Source organism: Melaminivora jejuensis (assembly GCF_017811175.1).
GTDB lineage: Bacteria > Pseudomonadota > Gammaproteobacteria > Burkholderiales > Burkholderiaceae_C > Melaminivora > Melaminivora jejuensis.
On sequence record NZ_JACWIJ010000002.1, the window covers coordinates 2,358,865 to 2,377,297 of the forward strand.

The following is an 18,433-nucleotide window of genomic DNA, read 5'->3' on the forward strand; positions in this document are numbered from 1 at the left end:
ACCGACGAGCATGAGCGATCCCATCGTGGAGCAAATCCAGCGCCACCCCAAATACCAGCAGCTGCGCGCGCAGCGCAACCCGCTGGGCACCATCCTGACCATCCTGATGCTGGTCGTGTACTACGGCTACATCTCGCTGATCGCCTTCGACAAGGAATTCCTGGCGCGCCCCATCGGCGCCGGCGTGACCTCGCTGGGCATTCCCATCGGCATGGGGGTCATCGTGTTCACCATCGCCATCACCATCTACTACGTGCGCATCGCGAACAACAAGTTCGACGCCCTGACCGAAGAAATCCTCAAGGACGTGACCAAATGAGCCGCCGCCCGACGATTTTTACCAGCGCCGCGCTGGCCCTGGCCGCCCTTGGCGCCTCTGCCGGCACCTATGCCGCCGGTGGCGACCTGGGCGTTGCCGCCAAGCAGGAAACCAACTGGACGGCCATCATCATGTTCGCCGTCTTCGTCGCCGCCACGCTGTGGATCACCAAGTGGGCGGCGTCCAAGACGCGCTCGGCAGCCGATTTCTACACCGCCGGCGGCGGCATCACCGGCTTTCAAAATGGCCTAGCCATTGCCGGCGACTACATGTCGGCAGCCTCCTTCCTGGGCATTTCCGCCGCCGTCATGGCCACCGGCTACGACGGCCTGATCTACTCCATCGGCTTTTTGGTGGGCTGGCCCATCATCACCTTCCTGATGGCCGACCGGCTGCGCAACCTGGGCAAGTTCACTTTTGCCGACGTGGCCGGCTATCGCTTCGAGCAAACACCCATCCGGCTGTTTGCCGCCTCGGGCACGCTGATCGTGGTGGCCTTCTACCTGATCGCACAGATGGTCGGCGCCGGCCAGCTCATCAAGCTGCTGTTCGGCCTGGAGTACTGGATGGCAGTGGTCATCGTCGGCGCGCTGATGATGGTCTATGTGCTGTTCGGGGGCATGACGGCCACGACCTGGGTGCAGATCATCAAGGCCGTGCTGCTGCTCGCGGGTGTCACTTTCATGGCCTTCATGGTGCTGGCCAACTACGGCTTCAGCCCCGAGGCGCTGTTTGCCAAGGGCGTCGAAGTACGCACGCAGATCGCCGCCAACGCCGGCAAGACGCCTGAGGAGGCCGCCCGCGCCGGCCTGTCCATCATGGGCCCGGGCGGCTTCATCAAGGATCCGATCTCGGCGATCAGCTTCGGCATGGCGCTGATGTTCGGCACTGCCGGCCTGCCGCACATCCTGATGCGCTTCTTCACCGTGCCCAATGCCAAGGAAGCGCGCAAGTCGGTGGGCTGGGCCACGGTGTGGATCGGCTACTTCTACATCCTGATCTTCATCATCGGCTTTGGCGCCATCACCATGGTGCTTACAAACCCGGAGATGTCCGACACCGTCAAGGGCGTCATCAAGGGCGGCGCCGGCACGGCCAACATGGCAGCGGTGCTGGTGGCCAAGGCCGTGGGCGGCAACATCTTCTACGGCTTCATCTCGGCAGTGGCCTTTGCCACCATCCTGGCCGTGGTGGCCGGCCTGACGCTGTCGGGCGCCTCTGCCGTCTCGCACGACCTGTACTCCACCGTCATCAAGAAGGGCCAGGCCGACAGCGCTGCCGAGCTGCGCGTCTCGCGCATCACCACGCTGGCACTTGGCGTCATCGCCGTGCTGCTGGGCATTTTGTTCGAGAAGCAAAACATCGCCTTCATGGTGTCGCTGGCTTTTGCCGTGGCGGCCTCGGCCAACTTCCCGGCGCTGATCCTGTCCATCCTGTGGAAGGACTGCACCACGCGCGGCGCGGTGATCGGCGGCTTCATGGGCCTGATCTCCTCGGTCGGCCTGACGGTGGTGTCGCCCTCGGTGTGGGAGGCCACCCTGGGCAACCCTGCCGGCTCGGCCTTGTTCCCCTATACCTCGCCGGCGCTGTTTTCCATGACCATCGGTTTCGTGGGCGTGTGGCTGTTCTCCATCACCGACAAGAGCGCCCGCGCCAAGGCCGACCGCGCCGGCTTCCCGGCCCAGCAGGTGCGCTCGGAGACCGGCCTGGGCGCCGCCGGTGCCTCGGGCCACTGATGGACGCCGATTGAGCGCATAGAAAAAACACAACCGAGGGGGGAGGTTGCACCTGCCGTGCAACCGGAACCGGGCTCCACCGGAGCCCGGTTTTTTTATGCCCGCGCCCTGTGCGCGCCCGGCGCCTCAGCCGCGCAGGCGGCGCAGCTTGATGAAGGCCAGGGCCGCCATGACGGCATCGTTGAGCGCATCGTGCGCCTCGCGCCGGGGCAGGCCCAGGTCGCGCATCAGCGTGTCGAAGCGCAGGTCGATGCTGGCGCCGCCCTGCTGCTGCCAGGGCGGCAATTGCCTGAACTTATAGTCGTGGTACAGCGCCGAGACCTCGATGCGGGGCTGCGGCAGGCCCATGCCCAGCATCGGCCACAGGGCGCGGTTGAGCATGGCCACGTCGAACTCCAGGTAGTAGCCCACCAGCGGGCGGCTGCCGATGAAGTGCATGAGCTGGCGCATGGCCGCGTCGCTGGACAGGCCGCCGGCCAGATCGCGCTCGCGCAGGCGGTGGATGCGCACACTGTCCGCCGAGACCCCTTTGTGCGGACGCAGCAGCAGCTCCAGGCGCTGGCTGGTCAGGATGCGCTCGCCCACGATGCGCACGGCGCCGATGGAGACGATCTCGTCGCGGCGCGGATCCAGCCCGGTGGTCTCGCAGTCCAGTGCCACCCACTCATCGGGCGGCGGCGGCTCGAACATGAAGGCGAACTCGGGCGCGCCCAGGTGATACAGCAGCCACTGGCGGCGCAGCTGCTGCCAGCGTGCGGCCAGCCAGCTCATGCCGCATCCAGGCGCAGGCGCTGGTGCAGCACGGCCTTGAAGCGCTTGACCACGGCCAGCGCGTCCTTGAGCAGATCGCGCTCCAGCGTGGACAGGCGCGCCGGATCGACCTCGCCGCTCACCGGGCGCTGCAGGCGCAGCTGCTGCAGGCCGGCCTGCAGGCGCAGGCCCATCAGCAAGTGCAGCGTCTGCAGCAGCTCCTGGCCCAGGGTGGCATCCAGGCTGCCCTCGGCCACCAGGGCATCGATGCGCTCCGCCGTGCTGCTGGCCGGCACGCCGCGCGCCAGCGCCAGGCTGCGCACGCCATGCACGATGGGAAAGATGCCGGCCTTCTTCAGGTTCACGGCCTCGGCCTCCTCGCGCCCCAGCAGCCGGCCCCACCAGCCCGCCGCGCTGGCGGAGCTGCCGAAGGCGTCGATGGCCAGGGCAAAGCGCGCCACCAGGGCGTCGTTCACCAGCGCCAGGCCGAACAGGCTGTGGCGCACCTCATCCAGCAGCCGGGCATCGCCGGCCACGGCGTGCGCATCCAGGAAGATCGCCAGATGCATCAGGCTCTCGCCTTCGGGCTGCAGCAGCCAGCCGCGCACGCGCTCCTGCCACTGGCCGACGCTGCCGCGCCACTGGGGGTTGCGCAGCATGATGTGGCCCGGGCACTCGGGGTAGCCGAACTGCGCCAGCGCCGCCGCAAAGCGCTCGCAAATCGCCTGCAGATCATCGGGCGGCACGTAGCCATCGGCCAGCACCAGGGCGTTGTCCTGGTCGGTCTTGAGCAGTTGCTCGCCGCGCCCCTCGCTGCCCATGACGAACAGGCAGCTGTGTGCCACCAGCTCGGGCGGCGCGACCATGGCCCAGGCGCGCTCGAACAGCCGGGCATTGAGCTGCTGCACCAGTTGCGCCATCAGCGCGATGCGCGTGCCGCCGCGCTGCAACGTGGCGATCAGGCGGGTGATCTGCGCCGCCGCCGCGGCCAGCGCCGGCAGGTCGCGCGCCTGCTCGATCTGCACGCCGATCAGGTGCGAGCGGTTGGCGACGAAGCCGAACAGGTCGAGCGCGCGCAGCACGCCCAGGATCTGCCCGTCGTCGCCGCGCACCAGCAGCCGGTGTACGCGCTTGCGCAGCAGCAGCGCCAGCGCGTCGCCGATGGTGGCGCTGGCGTACACACTGACCACCGGATGCACGGCCAGCTCGCCCACCGCCAGGCTGTGCAGGGGCTGGCCATGGAGGATGGCGCGCTGCAGCGAATTGGCGGTGAAGATGCCCAGGCCGTCCGCCGCCGCCGCCAGGCCCGAGACCAGCACGCTGGTGGTGCGCTCGGCCTGGAACAGCCGCGCCACGCTGACGACATCGGTGGCGGCGGGTACGGTGTGGATGGGCCGCAGATAGGCCTGATCGACCCGCTCCAGCAGCAGCGACTGCGCCTCGTGCTCCTGCGCGCGCTGCGCCAGGGCGTTGAGCTTGTGGCCCAGGTCGGCAAACAGCAGCGCGCCGAAGGTGGCATTGCTGGCGATCAGCTCCTGCACCGTGGCGCGCGGCAACTGGTAGGCCACCAGCTCCTCGGCCACGGCAAAGCGGCTGCTGGCACGCCCGGCCACCAGCGCCCGGCCATCGAAGACATCGTCCGGGCCGTAGCTGGCCAGCAGCTCCTCGCCCTCGGTCTGCGTGACATGGCCCTTGATGATGACCAGCAGGTGCTGCGGCGCATCGCCCGGCTGCAGCACCACCGCGCCCTCGGGGTAGTAGGCGATGTCCACGCTGGCGCGCACCAGCGCCTGCTCCTGGCTGCTCAGGCAGTCAAAGGGCGAGGCGGAGAAGTTGAAGGCATTGGGCATGGGGCAATCGTGGTGGCAGTTGGCTGCCCCGCCATTCAACCCGGCCAGCCTTGCGCCGCGCTTGCAGCACCCGGCCCCTATGTGTCAATTCATGTGTCGAACCACGCATCGCCCTGCACGCAGGCGCGCAGCATGGGCAGGCTGTCGAGGCCCCAGAACAGGCGGCCCTCGGCCTCGAAGGCCGGCACGCCGAACACGCCGCGTGCCGCCGCCGCGTCGGTGTTGGCGCGCAGCAGTTCTTTGGCGCGCGCGCGGCGCTCGTCAGGCGCGCCGCGCCACTGCCCGGCCAGCAGCTCGGCCAGCGCCTGCAGCCGCGCAGCATCAAGCGCATCGCGCCCGCCCCGCCAGACATGGCGCAGCACGGCTCCGGCGACGAAGCGGTTGATGCTGCCGTCCGCGCTGCACTCCAGCGCCAGGCGCAGCAGCGCCAGCGAATTGAAAGGGTGCTGCGCCGGCATGTCCAGCCCGCAGCCCAGGCTGTGGCCCAGCCAGGCGGCGTGGCGATACGTCCAGTCGCGCTTGGGCGCAACGCCCAGCGGCCCGGGGTTGCCGTGGTGCTGCAGCAGCGCGCCCAGCAGCACCGGGCGGTAGCTGACGTGGTAGCTCAGGCCTTCGAGCGCCTGCGGCAACTGCTCGAAGGCCAGCCAGGCGTAGGGCGAGACGACGTCCAGATAAAAGGTGATGTGCTTCATGCCTGCAGCTCCCCGGGCACGGGCAGGCCGGCGCGCGCCAGCAGCGCGGCCCAGATGGCACGGCGCTGGCCGTTGCCCGCGCCCGACCAGGCGCGGATTTCCTCGATGGTGCGAAAGCAGCCCTGGCAGTGGCTGCGATCCGGCGTCATGCGGCACACGGACACGCAGGGCGAGGGCACGGCATCGGCAAAATCCGGGTCAAATTGGCCTTCAGCCCTTGCCTGGCAAGCGCGGGCAGCTATCAAATCAGAAGTAACGACAACAGGTGTATCCATGCCGCCATTGTTCACGAAGCCGGCTGCGGCAGCACCGCCAGCACCACATCGGCCAGCGGCGCGCCGGTCAGGCGCTGCAAATCCTGCGCGCTGAGCTGGAACACGCCGTGCGGATGGCCAGCCGCCGCCCAGATCACATCGAAGCGCAGCAGCTCGGCGTCGATCAGCGTGACCGGCGCGCTGGCGTGGCCGATGGGCGCCACGCCGCCGATGGAAAAGCCCGTCCTGACCTTGACGAAATCGGCATCCGCCCGGCCCAGCTTGCCAACCAGTGCGGCGACTTTTTTCTCATCGACCCGCCGGTCGCCCGAGGTGATGACCAGCACCGCCGCATCGTCCTGCCTGCGCCGGAAGATGATGCTCTTGGCGATCTGGCCCAGCGCCACGCCCAGGGCATCGGCCGCCTGCTGCGCGGTGCGCGCGGCGGCGTCCAGCATCAGCGGCGCGTGCGGGTGGCCGGCGGCGGCCAGCACGGCGGCGATGCGCTGCACGCCCTCGGGCAGGGCGGCGTGCGCCGTGGGGTTGGGAGCGAAAGTGGGCAAGGTGGAATCGGGCATGGCGCTCATCCGTCGCTGATCCATTCACCCGGCACGCTTGTTGAGCAGCGCCGTGGCCACGCGCGAGTTGGGCTTGCGGCCCAGGAAATCGCTGATGAACACGCCCGCGTCCACCAGCCGATCCAGGTCGATGCCAGTCTCTATGCCTATGCCGTTCAGCATGAAGACCAGGTCTTCGGTGGCCACGTTGCCGGTCGCGCCCTTGGCATAAGGGCAGCCGCCCAGGCCGGCCACGGACGACTGGAAGTTCCACACACCCATCTGCAGCGCCGCCAGCGTGTTGGCCAGCGCCTGGCCGTAGGTGTCGTGGAAGTGCCCCGAGATCTGGTCGATGCCGTAGTGCTGCTGCGTCGCCTCGATGGCGCGCTGCACCGCCAGGGGCGTACCCACGCCGATGGTGTCGGCGACATCGACGCGCTCGACGCCAATGCCCTTCATCAGCCCGGCCAGGTAGGCCACGCGCCCGGGGGCGATGTCGCCCTCATAGGGGCAGCCCACGGTGCAGCTCATGGCGCCGCGCACGGCCACGCCGGCGGCGCGCGCCGCCTCGACCACCGGGGCGAAGCGCTCGATGCTCTCGGCGATAGAGCAGTTGATGTTCTTCTGGCTGAAGGCCTCGCTGGCCGCGCCGAAGACCACGATCTCATCCGGCCTGTCCTGCACGGCTGCCTCCCAGCCCTTGAGGTTGGGGGTGAGCACCGAGTAGCGCACGCCGCCACGGCGCGCGATGGCCTGCATGACGGCGTGGTTGTCGGCCATCTGCGGCACCCACTTGGGGCTGACATAGCTGGTGACTTCGATCTCGGCCAGGCCCGCGTCCTGCAGGCGCTGCACTAGGCCGACCTTGACATCGGTGGGCACGGGCTGCTTTTCGTTTTGCAGGCCGTCGCGCGGGCCTACGTCGATGATGTTCACGCGGGTGGGCAGAGGCATGGTGGCTTTCTTGTCGGGAGAGGGTGCTGCGGCGGCGTCGGTGGCTCCACGGTCTCAATAGCCGCGTGCCACGTCCACCACGCCGGTAATGGGTTCTTGGCGCGCCAGGCGGGCGATCTTGCCGGCGACCTGGGCGATGGTCTCACCCCGCAGCGTGCGTGCCGAGGTGTGCGGGGTGACGGTGATTTTCGGGTGCTGCCAAAACGGGTGCTGCGCCGGCAGCGGCTCGGTGCGGAACACGTCCAGCGTCGCGCCGGCCAGCTGTCCCGCGTCCAGCAGCGCCAGCAGATCGGCATCGACCAGATGCGCGCCGCGCGCCACGTTGATCAGGTAGCCGCCCGGCTGCAGGCGGCCCAGGGTGTCGTGGTTCAGGATGTTTTCCGTGTCCGGCGTCAGCGGCAGCAGGTTGACCAGCACCCGGCTGGCGGCCAGGAAATCCTGCAGGCCCTGCGGGCCGCTGTAGGTCTGCACGCCATCCAGCGCGCGCGGCGCGCGGCTCCAGCCGTTGACCGGGAAGCCGAACTGCGCCACCGCCTGCGCCACGCGCCGGCCCAGCACGCCCAGGCCCATGATGCCCACGGGGAAGTCGGCACGCGAGCGCGGCTTGCGAAAGCTCCACTGCCCCTGGCGCGCGCTGGCCTCGTAGGCGTCGAACTCGCGGAAATGCCGGATCAGCGCATGGCAGACGTACTCGGCCATCTGCACCGACATGCCGGCATCCTCCAGCCGCACCACAGCCAGGCCGGGCGGCAGGCGCAGCTTGAGCAGGCCATCGACGCCGGCGCCGATGTTGAACAGCGCCCGCAGGCCGGGCTGCTCGTCGATGAACTGCTGGGGCGGCGCCCAGACCACGGCGTAGTCGAATGGCGCCATGCCGGGCTGCCAGACCTGGATGTCGGCCTGCGGCAGCGCGGCGGACAGGCCTTGCAGCCAGGGTTCGGGGCGGGTATCGGTGCAGCAAAAAGCGATTTTCATGGCCGGTGAGGGTAGCAAGCTTCGCTGTTTTTCTGTTTCATGGTCAAAACAGGCTGAAACCCTTGCTGGACAAGCGCTGACAGCTATCAAAATTGAAAATCAGGTCGAAGCTCCTGCTCCCTCTTCCTCTGGGGAAAGGAGCGCAAACCGGGGTGGCTGACCGCGCTCACTCCTGCGTCAGCCGCAGCAGCTCCGCCCCCTCGGCCACCTGGTCGCCCGGGGCGTAGAGCAGCTCGGCCACCACACCATCGGCCGGGGCGGCGATGGTGTGCTCCATCTTCATGGCCTCCATCACGGCCAGCGGCTGGCCCTTGCTGACCTGGTCGCCGGCCTGCACGGCAAAGGACACCACCTTGCCCGGCATGGGCGCGGTCAGGCGCCCGCCCTCGCTGGCCGTCTCGCCGGCGTGGGCCAGCGGATCGACCACGGCGATGCGCGTCGCGCCCTGCGGCGTGAAGACCTCCAGCGTCGCGCCCTGCGGCGTGAAGACCTCCAGCGCCTCGCCCTGGGCATAGACCCGGGCGCGCGTGCGCTGGCCGGCGAACTGCAGCTCCAGCGCGCCGTCCGGCAGCACGGCAAAGGCCAGATCGCTGGCGCTCACGTTCTCGCTGCCGTCCGCGCCCACCGACAGGTGGTGCGCCGCGCCCGCCTGGCCATAGCGCAGCCAGGCCGTGGCCGGCTGGCTGCGGTAGTCGAAGTCGAAGCGCCGGTGGCTGGCCAGCAGGCCGCGCCAGCCGTCGCGCTGGCTGAACGGGTCGCCGGCCACGGCGCCGGCCTGCTCGCGCGCCAGGGTCTGCGCCACGGCGGCGGCGGCGGCCAGCGGCAGGCCGACCCTGTCCTGGTCGAACAGCACGGCGGCCTCGCGCTGGATCAGCGCGGTGTCGAGCTGGGCGCGCCGGAACGCATCGCTCTTCACGACATGACGCAGAAACTGCACGTTGGTCGCCAGGCCGACGATGTGCGTCTGCGCCAGCGCATCGTCGAGCCGCGCCAGCGCCTGCTCGCGCGTCTCGCCATGCACGATCAGCTTGGCGATCATGCTGTCGTAGAACGGGCTGATGGCGTCGCCGCACCGCACACCATCGTCGATACGGGGCCGGGCACTCGTGCCCTGCAGGTTCTCGCGTTCAAAGGCCGTGCATTCGGGCTTGGCGTACACCGCCAGGGTGCCGGTAGCGGGCAGGAACTGGTTGTCCGGGTTCTCGGCGCAGATGCGCGCCTCGACGGCGTGGCCGGTGATCGCAAGCTCGTCCTGGCGCTTGGGCAGCGGCTCACCAAAGGCCACGCGCAATTGCCACTCCACCAGGTCTTCGCCGGTGATGGCCTCGGTCACCGGGTGCTCGACCTGCAGCCGCGTGTTCATCTCCATGAAGTAGAACTTCATGGCCTCGGGCTGGTCGTAGCCGCCCGGCTGCTCGACGATGAACTCCACCGTGCCGGCGCCGACGTAGCCCACCGCCTTGGCGGCGGCCACGGCGGCCTCGCCCATCCGGCGGCGCAGCTCGGGCGTCATGCCGGGCGCGGGGGCTTCTTCCAGTACCTTCTGGTGGCGCCTTTGCACCGAGCAGTCGCGCTCGAACAGATAGACCACGTTGCCCTGCGTGTCGCCAAAGACCTGGATCTCGATGTGGCGCGGGCGCAGCACGTATTTCTCGACCAGCACGGCGGCGTTGCCAAAGCTATTGATGGCCTCGCGCTTGCACGAATCGAGCGCAGCGGCAAAGTCCTCGCTGTTCTCGACCAGCCGCATCCCCTTGCCGCCGCCGCCGGCGCTGGCCTTGATGAGCACCGGGTAGCCGATGCGGTCGGCCTCGCGCTGCAGCAGTTGCGGGTCTTGATCCTCGCCCTGGTAGCCGGGCACCAGCGGCACGCCGGCTTTGTCCATCAGGCGCTTGGACTCGGCCTTCAGGCCCATGTCGGCAATGGCCGACGCCGGCGGGCCGATGAAGACCAGGCCGGCCTCGGCGCAGGCGCGGGCGAAGTCCTCGTTTTCGGACAGAAAGCCGTAGCCCGGGTGGATGGCCTGGGCGCCGGTGGCGCGGGCCGCCTCCAGGATGCGCTCCCAGCGCAGATAGCTGTCCTTGGGCGCGCTGCCACCGATGTGTACGGCCTCGTCGCAGGCGGCGACGTGCTTGGCGTGGGCGTCGGCGTCGGAATACACGGCAACGGTCTTGACGCCCATGCGGCGGGCCGTCGCAGCGACGCGGCAGGCGATTTCGCCGCGATTGGCGATCAGGATTTTTTGGAACATGTCAGGCCACCTTGGCAGAGCCGGAAAACAAAGAAGACATGCGCCGCAGCACGGCGCGCAGAAATTTGAAAAGCACTGCGAGCAGCAGTGCCGACAGCGCCAGCATCAGCACCAGCGCCAGGCCGAACAGCAGCGGGTGCTGCGTGGCCAGCCAGACCACGGCGACGACCAGGCCGTCCTCGAAAAACGACAGGCCCCAGTTGGAAAACGGCTCGGGCGAGGTGTTCACGGCCGCGCGCGTGGTCATCTTGGTGGCCAGCGCCGTGGCCGACAGCGATCCGCCCAAGAGCGCCGCCACCACGGCCATGGTGGCGCTGTCGGCGCTGAACACGCCCGCCGCCAGCGCCATGCCCGCCGGCACGCGGATGAAGGCGTGCAAGGCATCCCAGGCGCTGTCCAGCCAGGGGATCTTGTCGGCAAAGAACTCGACCAGCAGCATCAGGCCGCTCGTGCCCAGCACCGCCGGATGCATCAGCACGGCCAGGCCTGCCGGCAGCGCCAGCCAGCCCAGCGCGCCCAGGCTGCCGACGATGAAGACCACCGCATACAGCCGAAAGCCGCTGGCCCAGCCCAGGGCGGCGGCCAGCGCCAGCAGGCCGGGCATGTCCAGCTGCTGCGTGGCGCGCGCCGCGCCCTCGGCCACGGCGCGCGAGGTGCTCGCATCGACGTGCAGGCCGATGGTGTGCAGCCATTGGACGAGGGAGAGCCAGAGCTGATCCATGGAGGGCGCGGGCGCTGGGGCCGGCAGCTACTCCCTCTCCCCCGTGGGGGAGAGGGTGGGGGTGAGGGGGTGGTTCAGGCGCGGCGCCCGCTGCGGGCGGCCACCCTCACCCCAGCCCTCTCCCGCCAGCGGGAGAGGGAGCAAGACGGCCCGCCCCTCTGCCGCGCGGGCGCAGGGGTGCTGACGCGCAGCGGCAGTGCGAGCACTCACGCCAGCCACCCCGGCTTGCGTTTTTGCAAGAACGACTGCACGCCCTCGCGCCCCTCGTCGCTGGCGCGGATGTCGGCAATACCCGCCACCGTGGCGGCGATGAGCTGCGCGTCGATCGCGCGCTCGGCCACGTCCTGCACCAGGCGCTTGCAGGCGCGCACGGCATTCGGGCTGGCGCTGGCCAGCGCCTTGGCCAGCGCATCGACGGCGGCATCGAGCTGGTCGGCTACCACCACCTGATGCACGAAGCCGATGCGCAGCGCCTCGGCGGCGTCGAAGCGCTCGGCGGTCAGGAAGTAGCGGTGCGCCGCACGCGCGCCCATGGCGCGGATGACGTAGGGGCTGATGGTCGCCGGGATCAGGCCCAGCTTCACTTCGGACAGGCAGTAGCCCGCCGTGTCCACGCTGACCGCCATGTCGCAGGCGGCGACCAGCCCCATGCCGCCGGCATAGACGTCGCCCTGCACGCGGGCAATCGTCGGCTTTTCGCACTCGTAGATCACGCGCAGCATCTCGGCCAGCTTGGCGGCGTCCTGCAGGTTCTCCGCGCGCGTGTAGTCGGCCATGCGGCGCATCCAGTTCAGGTTGGCGCCGGCGCAGAACGCCGGGCCTTCTGCGGCCAGCACGATGGCGCGCACATCGGCGCGCGCGCCCACGTCGGCAAAGGCGGCGGTGATCTCGGCGATGACCTCGTCGCTGAAGGCGTTGCGCACCTCGGGCTGGGTCAGTGTGATGCGCGCGACAGCGCCCGTTTGGCTGATGGACAGGTTCTGGGAGGAGTTCTGGGAAGAGTTCTGGCTCATGGCAGCGCCCCGGTTTACATGCGGAAGATGCCGAACTTGACGTCGGGGATCGGCGCATGGCGCGCCGCCGCCAGGCCCAGCGCCAGCACGCGGCGCGTGTCGGCGGGGTCGATCACGCCGTCGTCCCACAGGCGCGCCGTGGCGTAGTAAGGGTGGCCTTGATCCTCGTATTGCTGGCGGATCGGCGCCTTGAAGGCTTCTTCCTCCTCAGCCGACCACTGGCCGCCCTTGCCCTCGATGCCGTCGCGGCGCACGGTGGCCAGCACGCTGGCGGCCTGCTCGCCGCCCATCACGCTGATGCGCGCGTTCGGCCACATCCACAGAAAGCGCGGCGAATAGGCGCGCCCGCACATGCCGTAGTTGCCGGCGCCAAAGCTGCCGCCAATGATGACGGTGAACTTGGGCACATTGGCCGTGGCCACGGCAGTCACCAGTTTCGCGCCGTGGCGCGCGATGCCTTCGTTTTCCACCTTGCGCCCGACCATGAAGCCGGTGATGTTCTGCAGGAACACCAGCGGAATCTTGCGCTGGCAGCACAGCTCGATGAAGTGCGCGCCCTTGACGGCGGACTCACTGAACAGGATGCCGTTGTTGGCGATGATGCCCACCGCCATGCCCTCGATGCGGGCAAAGCCGCACACCAGGGTCGAGCCAAAGCGCGCCTTGAACTCGTCGAACTCGCTGCCATCGACGATGCGGGCGATGATTTCGCGCACGTCAAAGGGCTTGCGCGTGTCCGTGGGGATGACGCCGTAGAGTTCCTCCGCTGCAAATTTGGGAGCTGCCGGCGCTGGCCCCTCAAGGGCTTGAGGCCGATTTCGGTTCAAATTCTTGACCGCCGCCCGGGCCAGCGCCAGGGCGTGCATGTCATTGTGTGCCAGGTGGTCGGCCACGCCCGACAGGCGGGTGTGCACGTCGCCGCCGCCCAGGTCTTCCGCGCTCACGACCTCGCCCGTGGCGGCCTTGACCAGCGGCGGGCCGCCCAGAAAGATGGTGCCCTGATCCTTGACGATGATGGTCTCGTCGCTCATGGCCGGCACGTAGGCGCCGCCCGCCGTGCAACTGCCCATGACCACGGCGATCTGCGCGATGCCCTGGGCGCTCATGTTGGCCTGATTGTAGAAGATGCGGCCAAAGTGCTCACGATCGGGGAAAACCTCGTCCTGATTCGGCAGGTTGGCCCCGCCCGAGTCCACCAGATAGATGCACGGCAGGCAGTTCTGCTGCGCGATCTCCTGCGCGCGCAGGTGCTTTTTCACCGTCATGGGGTAGTACGTTCCGCCCTTGACGGTGGCGTCGTTGCACACGATCAGGCAATCGGTGCCGGCCACGCGGCCGATGCCGGCGATCATGCCGGCGCCGGGCGCGGCGCCCTCGTACATGTTGAGCGCGGCCAGCGGGGCGATTTCCAGAAATGGCGTGCCCGGGTCGAGCAGGTTCAGAACCCGGTCGCGCGGCAGCAGCTTGCCGCGCGCCAGGTGCTTGGCGCGGGCGGCCTCGCCGCCGCCCTGGGCGACACGTTCGAGCTGGGCGCGCAGGTCATCGACCAGCTGGCGCATGGCAGCGGCATTGGCCTGGAAGTCGGCAGAGCGTGGGTTGAGTTGGGTGTCGAGGATCATGGGATTTCAGTCGCTGAGTAGAGGGGCGCGGCAGAGGGAGCAAAGAGACGAGCGGGCTGGCGGTCACGCGGTGTGCGCCTCTTGCAGCCCCAGCTCGTCTTTCATCACATCGCGAATCTTGAATTTCTGGATCTTGCCGGTCACGGTCATGGGAAATTCCTGCACGAAGCGGATGTAGCGCGGCACCTTGTAGTGCGCGATCTGGCCCTTGCAGAACTCGCGGATGTCGGCTTCGCTGGGGGCAGCGCCGGGCTTGGCGATGATCCAGGCGCACAGCTCCTCGCCCAGGCGCGCATCGGGCACGCCGACCACCTGCACGTCCTGCACCAGCGGGTGGCGGTACAAAAATTCCTCAATCTCGCGCGGATACAGGTTCTCGCCGCCACGGATCACCATGTCCTTGATGCGGCCCACGATGTTGACGTAGCCCTCCTCATCCATGGTGGCCAGGTCGCCGGTGTGCATGAAACCCTCGCCATCGATGGCCTCGCGCGTCTTTTCCGCATCGCCCCAGTAGCCGTGCATGACCGAGTAGCCGCGCGTACACAGCTCGCCGCTGGTGCCACGCGGCACGATGGCGCCGCTCTCCGGCTCGATGATCTTGATCTCCAGGTGCGGCTGCACCGTGCCCACGGTGGACACGCGCTTTTCCAGGGGCGTGTCGGTGCTGCTTTGGCAGCTCACCGGGCTGGTCTCGGTCATGCCGTAGGCGATGGTGATCTGCGACAGGTGCATCTCGCTGACCACGCGCTTCATGACCTCGGTCGGGCAGGGCGATCCGGCCATGATGCCGGTGCGCAGCGTGGACAGGTCGAACTCGGCAAAGCGCGGGTGATCCAGCTCGGCGATGAACATGGTCGGCACGCCGTGCAAGCCGGTGCAGCGCTCGGCCTGCACGGTCTCCAGCACCGTGAGCGCATCAAACCCGTCGTTGGGATAGACCACGGTCGCGCCGTGCGTGAAGCACGCCAGATTGCCCAGCACCATGCCGAAGCAGTGGTACAGCGGCACGGGGATGCACAGCCGATCCTCGGGCGTGAGCTTCATGCACTCGCCGATGAAAAAGCCGTTGTTCAGGATGTTGCGGTGGGTGAGCGTCGCGCCCTTGGGAAAGCCCGTGGTGCCGCTGGTGAACTGGATGTTGATCGGGTCGGTGTTCTTGAGCTGCGCGGCCACCGCATCGATGCGCGCATCCTGCGGGTCACCGCGCTGCAGCAGTTCGGAAAAGCGCAGCATCCCGGGCTGCTCGTCGCCTTGGCCGGCCACGTCGATCCAGACCACGGCGCGCAGCTCGGGCAGGCGCCGGGCGGCCAGCAGGCCGGGGGCGCAGCGGCCCAGCTCGGGCGCCAGCTCGCGCAGCATGGCCAGATAGTCGCTGGTCTTGAACTGCGCCATGCTCACCAGCGCCTTGCAGCCGACTTTGTTCAGCGCGTATTCGACCTCGGCCACGCGATACGCCGGGTTGATGTTGACCAGGATCAGGCCGACTTGCGCCGTGGCCAATTGCATCAAGACCCACTCGGCGTTGTTGTGCGACCAGATGCTGACGCGGTCGCCCTGTTGCAGGCCCAGGCCGAGCAGCGCACTGGCCAGGCGGCGCGCCTCGCGCTGCAGCTCGGCGTAGCTGTAGCGCAGGCCCTGGTGGCGGCTGACCAGGGCGTCGCGGCTGCCCTGCTGCCGCGCCATGTCGGCAAAGAAGTCGCCAATGGTCTGCTCGATCAGCGGCGTGTCCAGGCGGCCCCGGGCGTGGCTCGGGGCCGGGGATGCGGGGGTGGCTGGGGCGTTGAGCTCCGTCGTGTCCGTCATGTCGGCTGTCTCCAGAAAATATGACAGGCCGGTGCGCGGCCTGCCCCGGGGTGCAGCATACGCCGCCGCCCCGCCCAGATGGGGCCAGCGAGGTTGCAATAATGGCCACATCATGTTCACCCCTGCCCTGCCCCCGCAATCCAGCCGCAGCCCTCTGGCACTGCGCCAGGGCACTGTGGCAGCAACGCCCATGGCTTTTGTGCAGGCGGTGGTGCTGGCTTATGCACGGCGCGGCATGGATGCCGCCGAGGTGCTGGCGCGGGCACATATTGCGCCAGCGCAACTGGCCCGCACCGACGCCCGCATCACCGCCTGGCAGATGGAAGTGCTGTGCGAGGGCGCCATGCGCGAGCTCGACGACGAGGCCCTGGGCTGGTTCGAGCGCCGCCTGCCCTGGGGCAGCTACGGCATGTTGGCGCGCGCCTCGCTGTCGGCGCCCACGCTGGGCCTGGCGCTGGCGCGCTGGTGCCGCCATCACGCGCTGCTGACGCAGGCCATCGAGCTGCGCCTGACGCAGCAGCCCGGCGGCCAGGCGCAGCTGGCCATCGAGGAGCGCTGCGACCTGGGGCCGCTGCGCGAGTTCTGCCTGGTGTCGGTGCTGCGCAACGTGCTGGGCCTGGCGAGCTGGCTGGTGGACTCGCGATTGCCGGTGCTGGGCGCGCAGTTCCCGTTTGCCGCGCCGGTGCACGCGCCGGCCTACGGCGTGCTGTTCGACGGGGCCATCGGCTTTGGCGCCGATGCCGCCGCCGTGCAGCTCGACGCGCAGTGCCTGCAATGGCCCCTGGTGCGCGACGAGGCGGCCATGAACCAGATGCTGCAGCGCGCCTTGCCGCTCACGGTGCGCCAGTACCGGCGCGACCGGCTGCTGGTGCAGCGCGTGCGCCAGTGGCTGGCGCTGGCGCCCGAGGCGGCGCACAGCGGCCCCAGCGTGGCCGAGGCGCTGCACCTGTCGCCGCGCACGCTGCACCGCCAGCTCGCTGCCGAGGGCGCAACGCTGCAGCAGCTCAAGGACGAGGTGCGCTGCGCACGCGCCATCGAGCTGCTGCAGCGCAGCGAACGCCCCATCAAGCAGGTGGCGCAGGCCGTGGGCTTTGCCAGCGAAAAAAGCTTCATCCGGGCGTTTCGCGGCTGGACGGGGCACTCGCCGGGACAGTTGCGCGGCGCCGCGCGGGGATCGTAAACACGCTCTGACACACGGGCGCTGCTCCAAAGCCGGCCACAGTGGCGCAATTTGGAGCAGCGCCGGTTGCGCCAGCGGCGGCGCAACCCCTGGCCGCCCAGTCCGCACCCGGCCTGCCCAGTGCCAGGCAGGCCCAGGCCCAGGCTGGCACGAACTTTGTATGGACAGGGCAAGCCGGTTTTTTCATGCACCGGCCCTCACCCGCCGATCCACACCCAGGAGACCACCATGGACATGTTCGAACTCAAGCGTTTCAACCTCGAAATCGCCTATCCCTATCGCCAGCAATACGACAACTTCATCGGCGGCAAGTGGGTCGCTCCCGCCGCCGGACGCTATTTCGACAACGTCTCGCCCATCACCGGCAAGCCGTTTTGCAAGGTGGCGCAATCCGACGCCACCGACGTGAACCGGGCGCTCGACGCCGCCCACGCCGCCCAGGAAAAATGGGGCAAGACCTCGGTGGCCGAGCGCTCGGGCATCCTGCTCAAGATCGCCGACCGCATGGAGCAGAACCTGGAGCTGCTGGCCATTGCCGAGACCATCGACAATGGCAAGCCGCTGCGCGAGACCATGGCCGCCGACCTGCCGCTGGGCATCGACCACTTCCGCTACTTTGCCGGCTGCATCCGGGGCCAGGAGGGCACGATCTCCGAGATCGACGCCAACACCGTGGCCTACCATTTCAACGAGCCCATGGGCGTGGTCGGCCAGATCATCCCGTGGAACTTTCCCATCCTGATGGCCTGCTGGAAGCTGGCGCCCGCCCTGGCGGCAGGCTGCTCGGTGGTCATGAAGCCCGCCGAGCAGACGCCGGCGTCGATCATGGTGCTGATGGAGCTGATCGCCGACCTGCTGCCCCCGGGCGTGGTCAACATCGTCAACGGCTACGGCAGGGAAGCCGGCGAAGCCCTGGCGACGAGCAAACGCATCGCAAAAATCGCCTTCACCGGCTCCACCCCTGTGGGCCAGCGCATCCTGCACGCCGCCGCCGACAACCTGATCCCCTCCACGGTGGAGCTGGGCGGCAAGAGCCCCAACATTTTCTTTGCCGACGTGCTCGACGCCGACGATGAATACCTGGACAAGGCGCTGGAAGGCTTTGCCATGTTTGCGCTCAACCAGGGCGAGGTCTGCACCTGCCCCTCGCGCATCCTGGTGCAGGAATCGATTTACGAGCGCTTCATGGAGCGCGCCGTGGCCCGCGTCGAGGCCATGAAGCAGGGCCACCCGCTGGACAGGAGCACCATGGTCGGCGCGCAGGTGTCGCAGCAGCAGCTCGACCGCATCCTGGGCTACATCGACATTGGCCGGGGCGAGGGTGCCAAGTGCCTGACCGGCGGCGAGCGCCTGCGCGCCGGCGGCGAGATCAACGACGGCTTCTTCATCAAGCCGACGTTGCTGTACGGCCAGAACCATATGCGCGTGTTCCAGGAGGAAATCTTCGGCCCTGTGGCCTCGGTGACCACCTTCAAGGACGTGCAGGACGCCGTGCGCATCGCCAACGACACCGAGTACGGCCTGGGCGCCGGTGTGTGGAGCCGCAACGGCAACATCGCCTACCACATGGGCCGCGCCATCCAGGCAGGCCGGGTCTGGACCAACTGCTATCACCTGTACCCGGCGCACGCTGCTTTTGGCGGCTACAAGAAGTCGGGCATTGGCCGCGAGACGCACAAGCTGGCGCTGTCCAACTACCAGCAGACCAAGAACCTGCTGGTGAGCTACAACCCCCAGGCACTGGGCTTCTTCTGAG

16 protein-coding genes are annotated in these 18,433 nt (G+C 68.6%); 4 read left to right on the top strand and 12 right to left on the bottom strand.

The features are described 5' to 3' along the window. Positions 1 to 10: 10 nt before the first annotated feature. Positions 11 to 319, top strand: coding sequence for a DUF485 domain-containing protein (locus IDM45_RS11155; RefSeq protein WP_209422903.1), 309 nt, complete (start codon positions 11 to 13; stop codon positions 317 to 319). Then, positions 316 to 2,055, top strand: coding sequence for a cation acetate symporter (locus tag IDM45_RS11160; protein WP_209422904.1), 1,740 nt, complete (start codon positions 316 to 318; stop codon positions 2,053 to 2,055). The genes IDM45_RS11155 and IDM45_RS11160 overlap by 4 nt, the downstream gene beginning before the upstream one ends. 126 nt (positions 2,056 to 2,181) lie before the next feature. Here IDM45_RS11160 and IDM45_RS11165 read toward each other — a convergent pair whose 3' ends face one another. The 12 genes from IDM45_RS11165 to IDM45_RS11220 form a co-directional block, all read right to left on the bottom strand. Beyond that, positions 2,182 to 2,826, bottom strand: a complete 645-nt coding sequence (locus IDM45_RS11165) for a 3'-5' exonuclease (RefSeq protein WP_209422905.1) — start codon at positions 2,824 to 2,826, stop codon at positions 2,182 to 2,184. Then, a complete protein-coding gene (locus IDM45_RS11170; RefSeq protein WP_209422906.1) occupies positions 2,823 to 4,655 on the bottom strand; it encodes a DUF294 nucleotidyltransferase-like domain-containing protein in 1,833 nt (610 codons plus the stop codon). Before IDM45_RS11170 ends, IDM45_RS11165 begins: the two co-directional genes overlap by 4 nt. Before the next feature lie 89 nt (positions 4,656 to 4,744). Beyond that, positions 4,745 to 5,347 (bottom strand): 2-hydroxychromene-2-carboxylate isomerase, encoded by a 603-nt coding sequence (locus IDM45_RS11175; protein ID WP_209422907.1) that lies wholly within the window; start codon positions 5,345 to 5,347, stop codon positions 4,745 to 4,747. After that, positions 5,344 to 5,622 (bottom strand): DUF1289 domain-containing protein, encoded by a 279-nt coding sequence (locus tag IDM45_RS11180; protein ID WP_209422908.1) that lies wholly within the window; start codon positions 5,620 to 5,622, stop codon positions 5,344 to 5,346. The genes IDM45_RS11175 and IDM45_RS11180 overlap by 4 nt, the downstream gene beginning before the upstream one ends. An 11-nt stretch (positions 5,623 to 5,633) precedes the next feature. Then, entirely contained in the window at positions 5,634 to 6,179 is a 546-nt protein-coding gene (locus tag IDM45_RS11185) for a YbaK/EbsC family protein (RefSeq protein ID WP_209422909.1), read from the bottom strand. A 24-nt stretch (positions 6,180 to 6,203) separates the two neighbouring features. Beyond that, positions 6,204 to 7,112, bottom strand: a complete 909-nt coding sequence (locus IDM45_RS11190; RefSeq protein WP_209422910.1) for a hydroxymethylglutaryl-CoA lyase — start codon at positions 7,110 to 7,112, stop codon at positions 6,204 to 6,206. Between the two features lie 54 nt (positions 7,113 to 7,166). Continuing rightward, positions 7,167 to 8,087: a 2-hydroxyacid dehydrogenase gene (locus IDM45_RS11195; RefSeq protein ID WP_209422911.1), complete on the bottom strand. Its 921-nt coding sequence runs from the start codon at positions 8,085 to 8,087 to the stop codon at positions 7,167 to 7,169. A 166-nt stretch (positions 8,088 to 8,253) separates the two neighbouring features. Next, complete coding sequence (locus tag IDM45_RS18260) at positions 8,254 to 10,338, bottom strand: acetyl/propionyl/methylcrotonyl-CoA carboxylase subunit alpha (protein ID WP_209422912.1); 2,085 nt, start codon at positions 10,336 to 10,338, stop codon at positions 8,254 to 8,256. A gap of 1 nt (position 10,339) precedes the next feature. Then, on the bottom strand, positions 10,340 to 11,059 hold the full coding sequence (locus IDM45_RS11205) for a DUF4126 domain-containing protein (RefSeq protein ID WP_209422913.1): 720 nt from the start codon (positions 11,057 to 11,059) through the stop codon (positions 10,340 to 10,342). Between the two features lie 206 nt (positions 11,060 to 11,265). Continuing rightward, positions 11,266 to 12,072, bottom strand: a complete 807-nt coding sequence (locus IDM45_RS11210; protein WP_209422914.1) for an enoyl-CoA hydratase/isomerase family protein — start codon at positions 12,070 to 12,072, stop codon at positions 11,266 to 11,268. 14 nt (positions 12,073 to 12,086) lie between these two features. Continuing rightward, positions 12,087 to 13,691 carry a carboxyl transferase domain-containing protein gene (locus tag IDM45_RS11215; RefSeq protein WP_209422915.1) on the bottom strand — a complete coding sequence of 535 codons (1,605 nt, stop codon included), beginning with the start codon at positions 13,689 to 13,691 and terminating at the stop codon, positions 12,087 to 12,089. Positions 13,692 to 13,754: 63 nt separating this feature from the next. After that, positions 13,755 to 15,497 (bottom strand): AMP-binding protein, encoded by a 1,743-nt coding sequence (locus IDM45_RS11220; RefSeq protein WP_209422916.1) that lies wholly within the window; start codon positions 15,495 to 15,497, stop codon positions 13,755 to 13,757. Between the two features lie 112 nt (positions 15,498 to 15,609). Here IDM45_RS11220 and IDM45_RS11225 point away from each other — a divergent pair, with 112 nt between their 5' ends. Beyond that, entirely contained in the window at positions 15,610 to 16,677 is a 1,068-nt protein-coding gene (locus IDM45_RS11225) for an AraC family transcriptional regulator (protein WP_209422917.1), read from the top strand. Positions 16,678 to 16,905: 228 nt separating this feature from the next. Beyond that, on the top strand, positions 16,906 to 18,432 hold the full coding sequence (exaC, locus tag IDM45_RS11230; protein ID WP_209422918.1) for an acetaldehyde dehydrogenase ExaC: 1,527 nt from the start codon (positions 16,906 to 16,908) through the stop codon (positions 18,430 to 18,432). The last annotated feature ends 1 nt before the right edge of the window (position 18,433 follow it).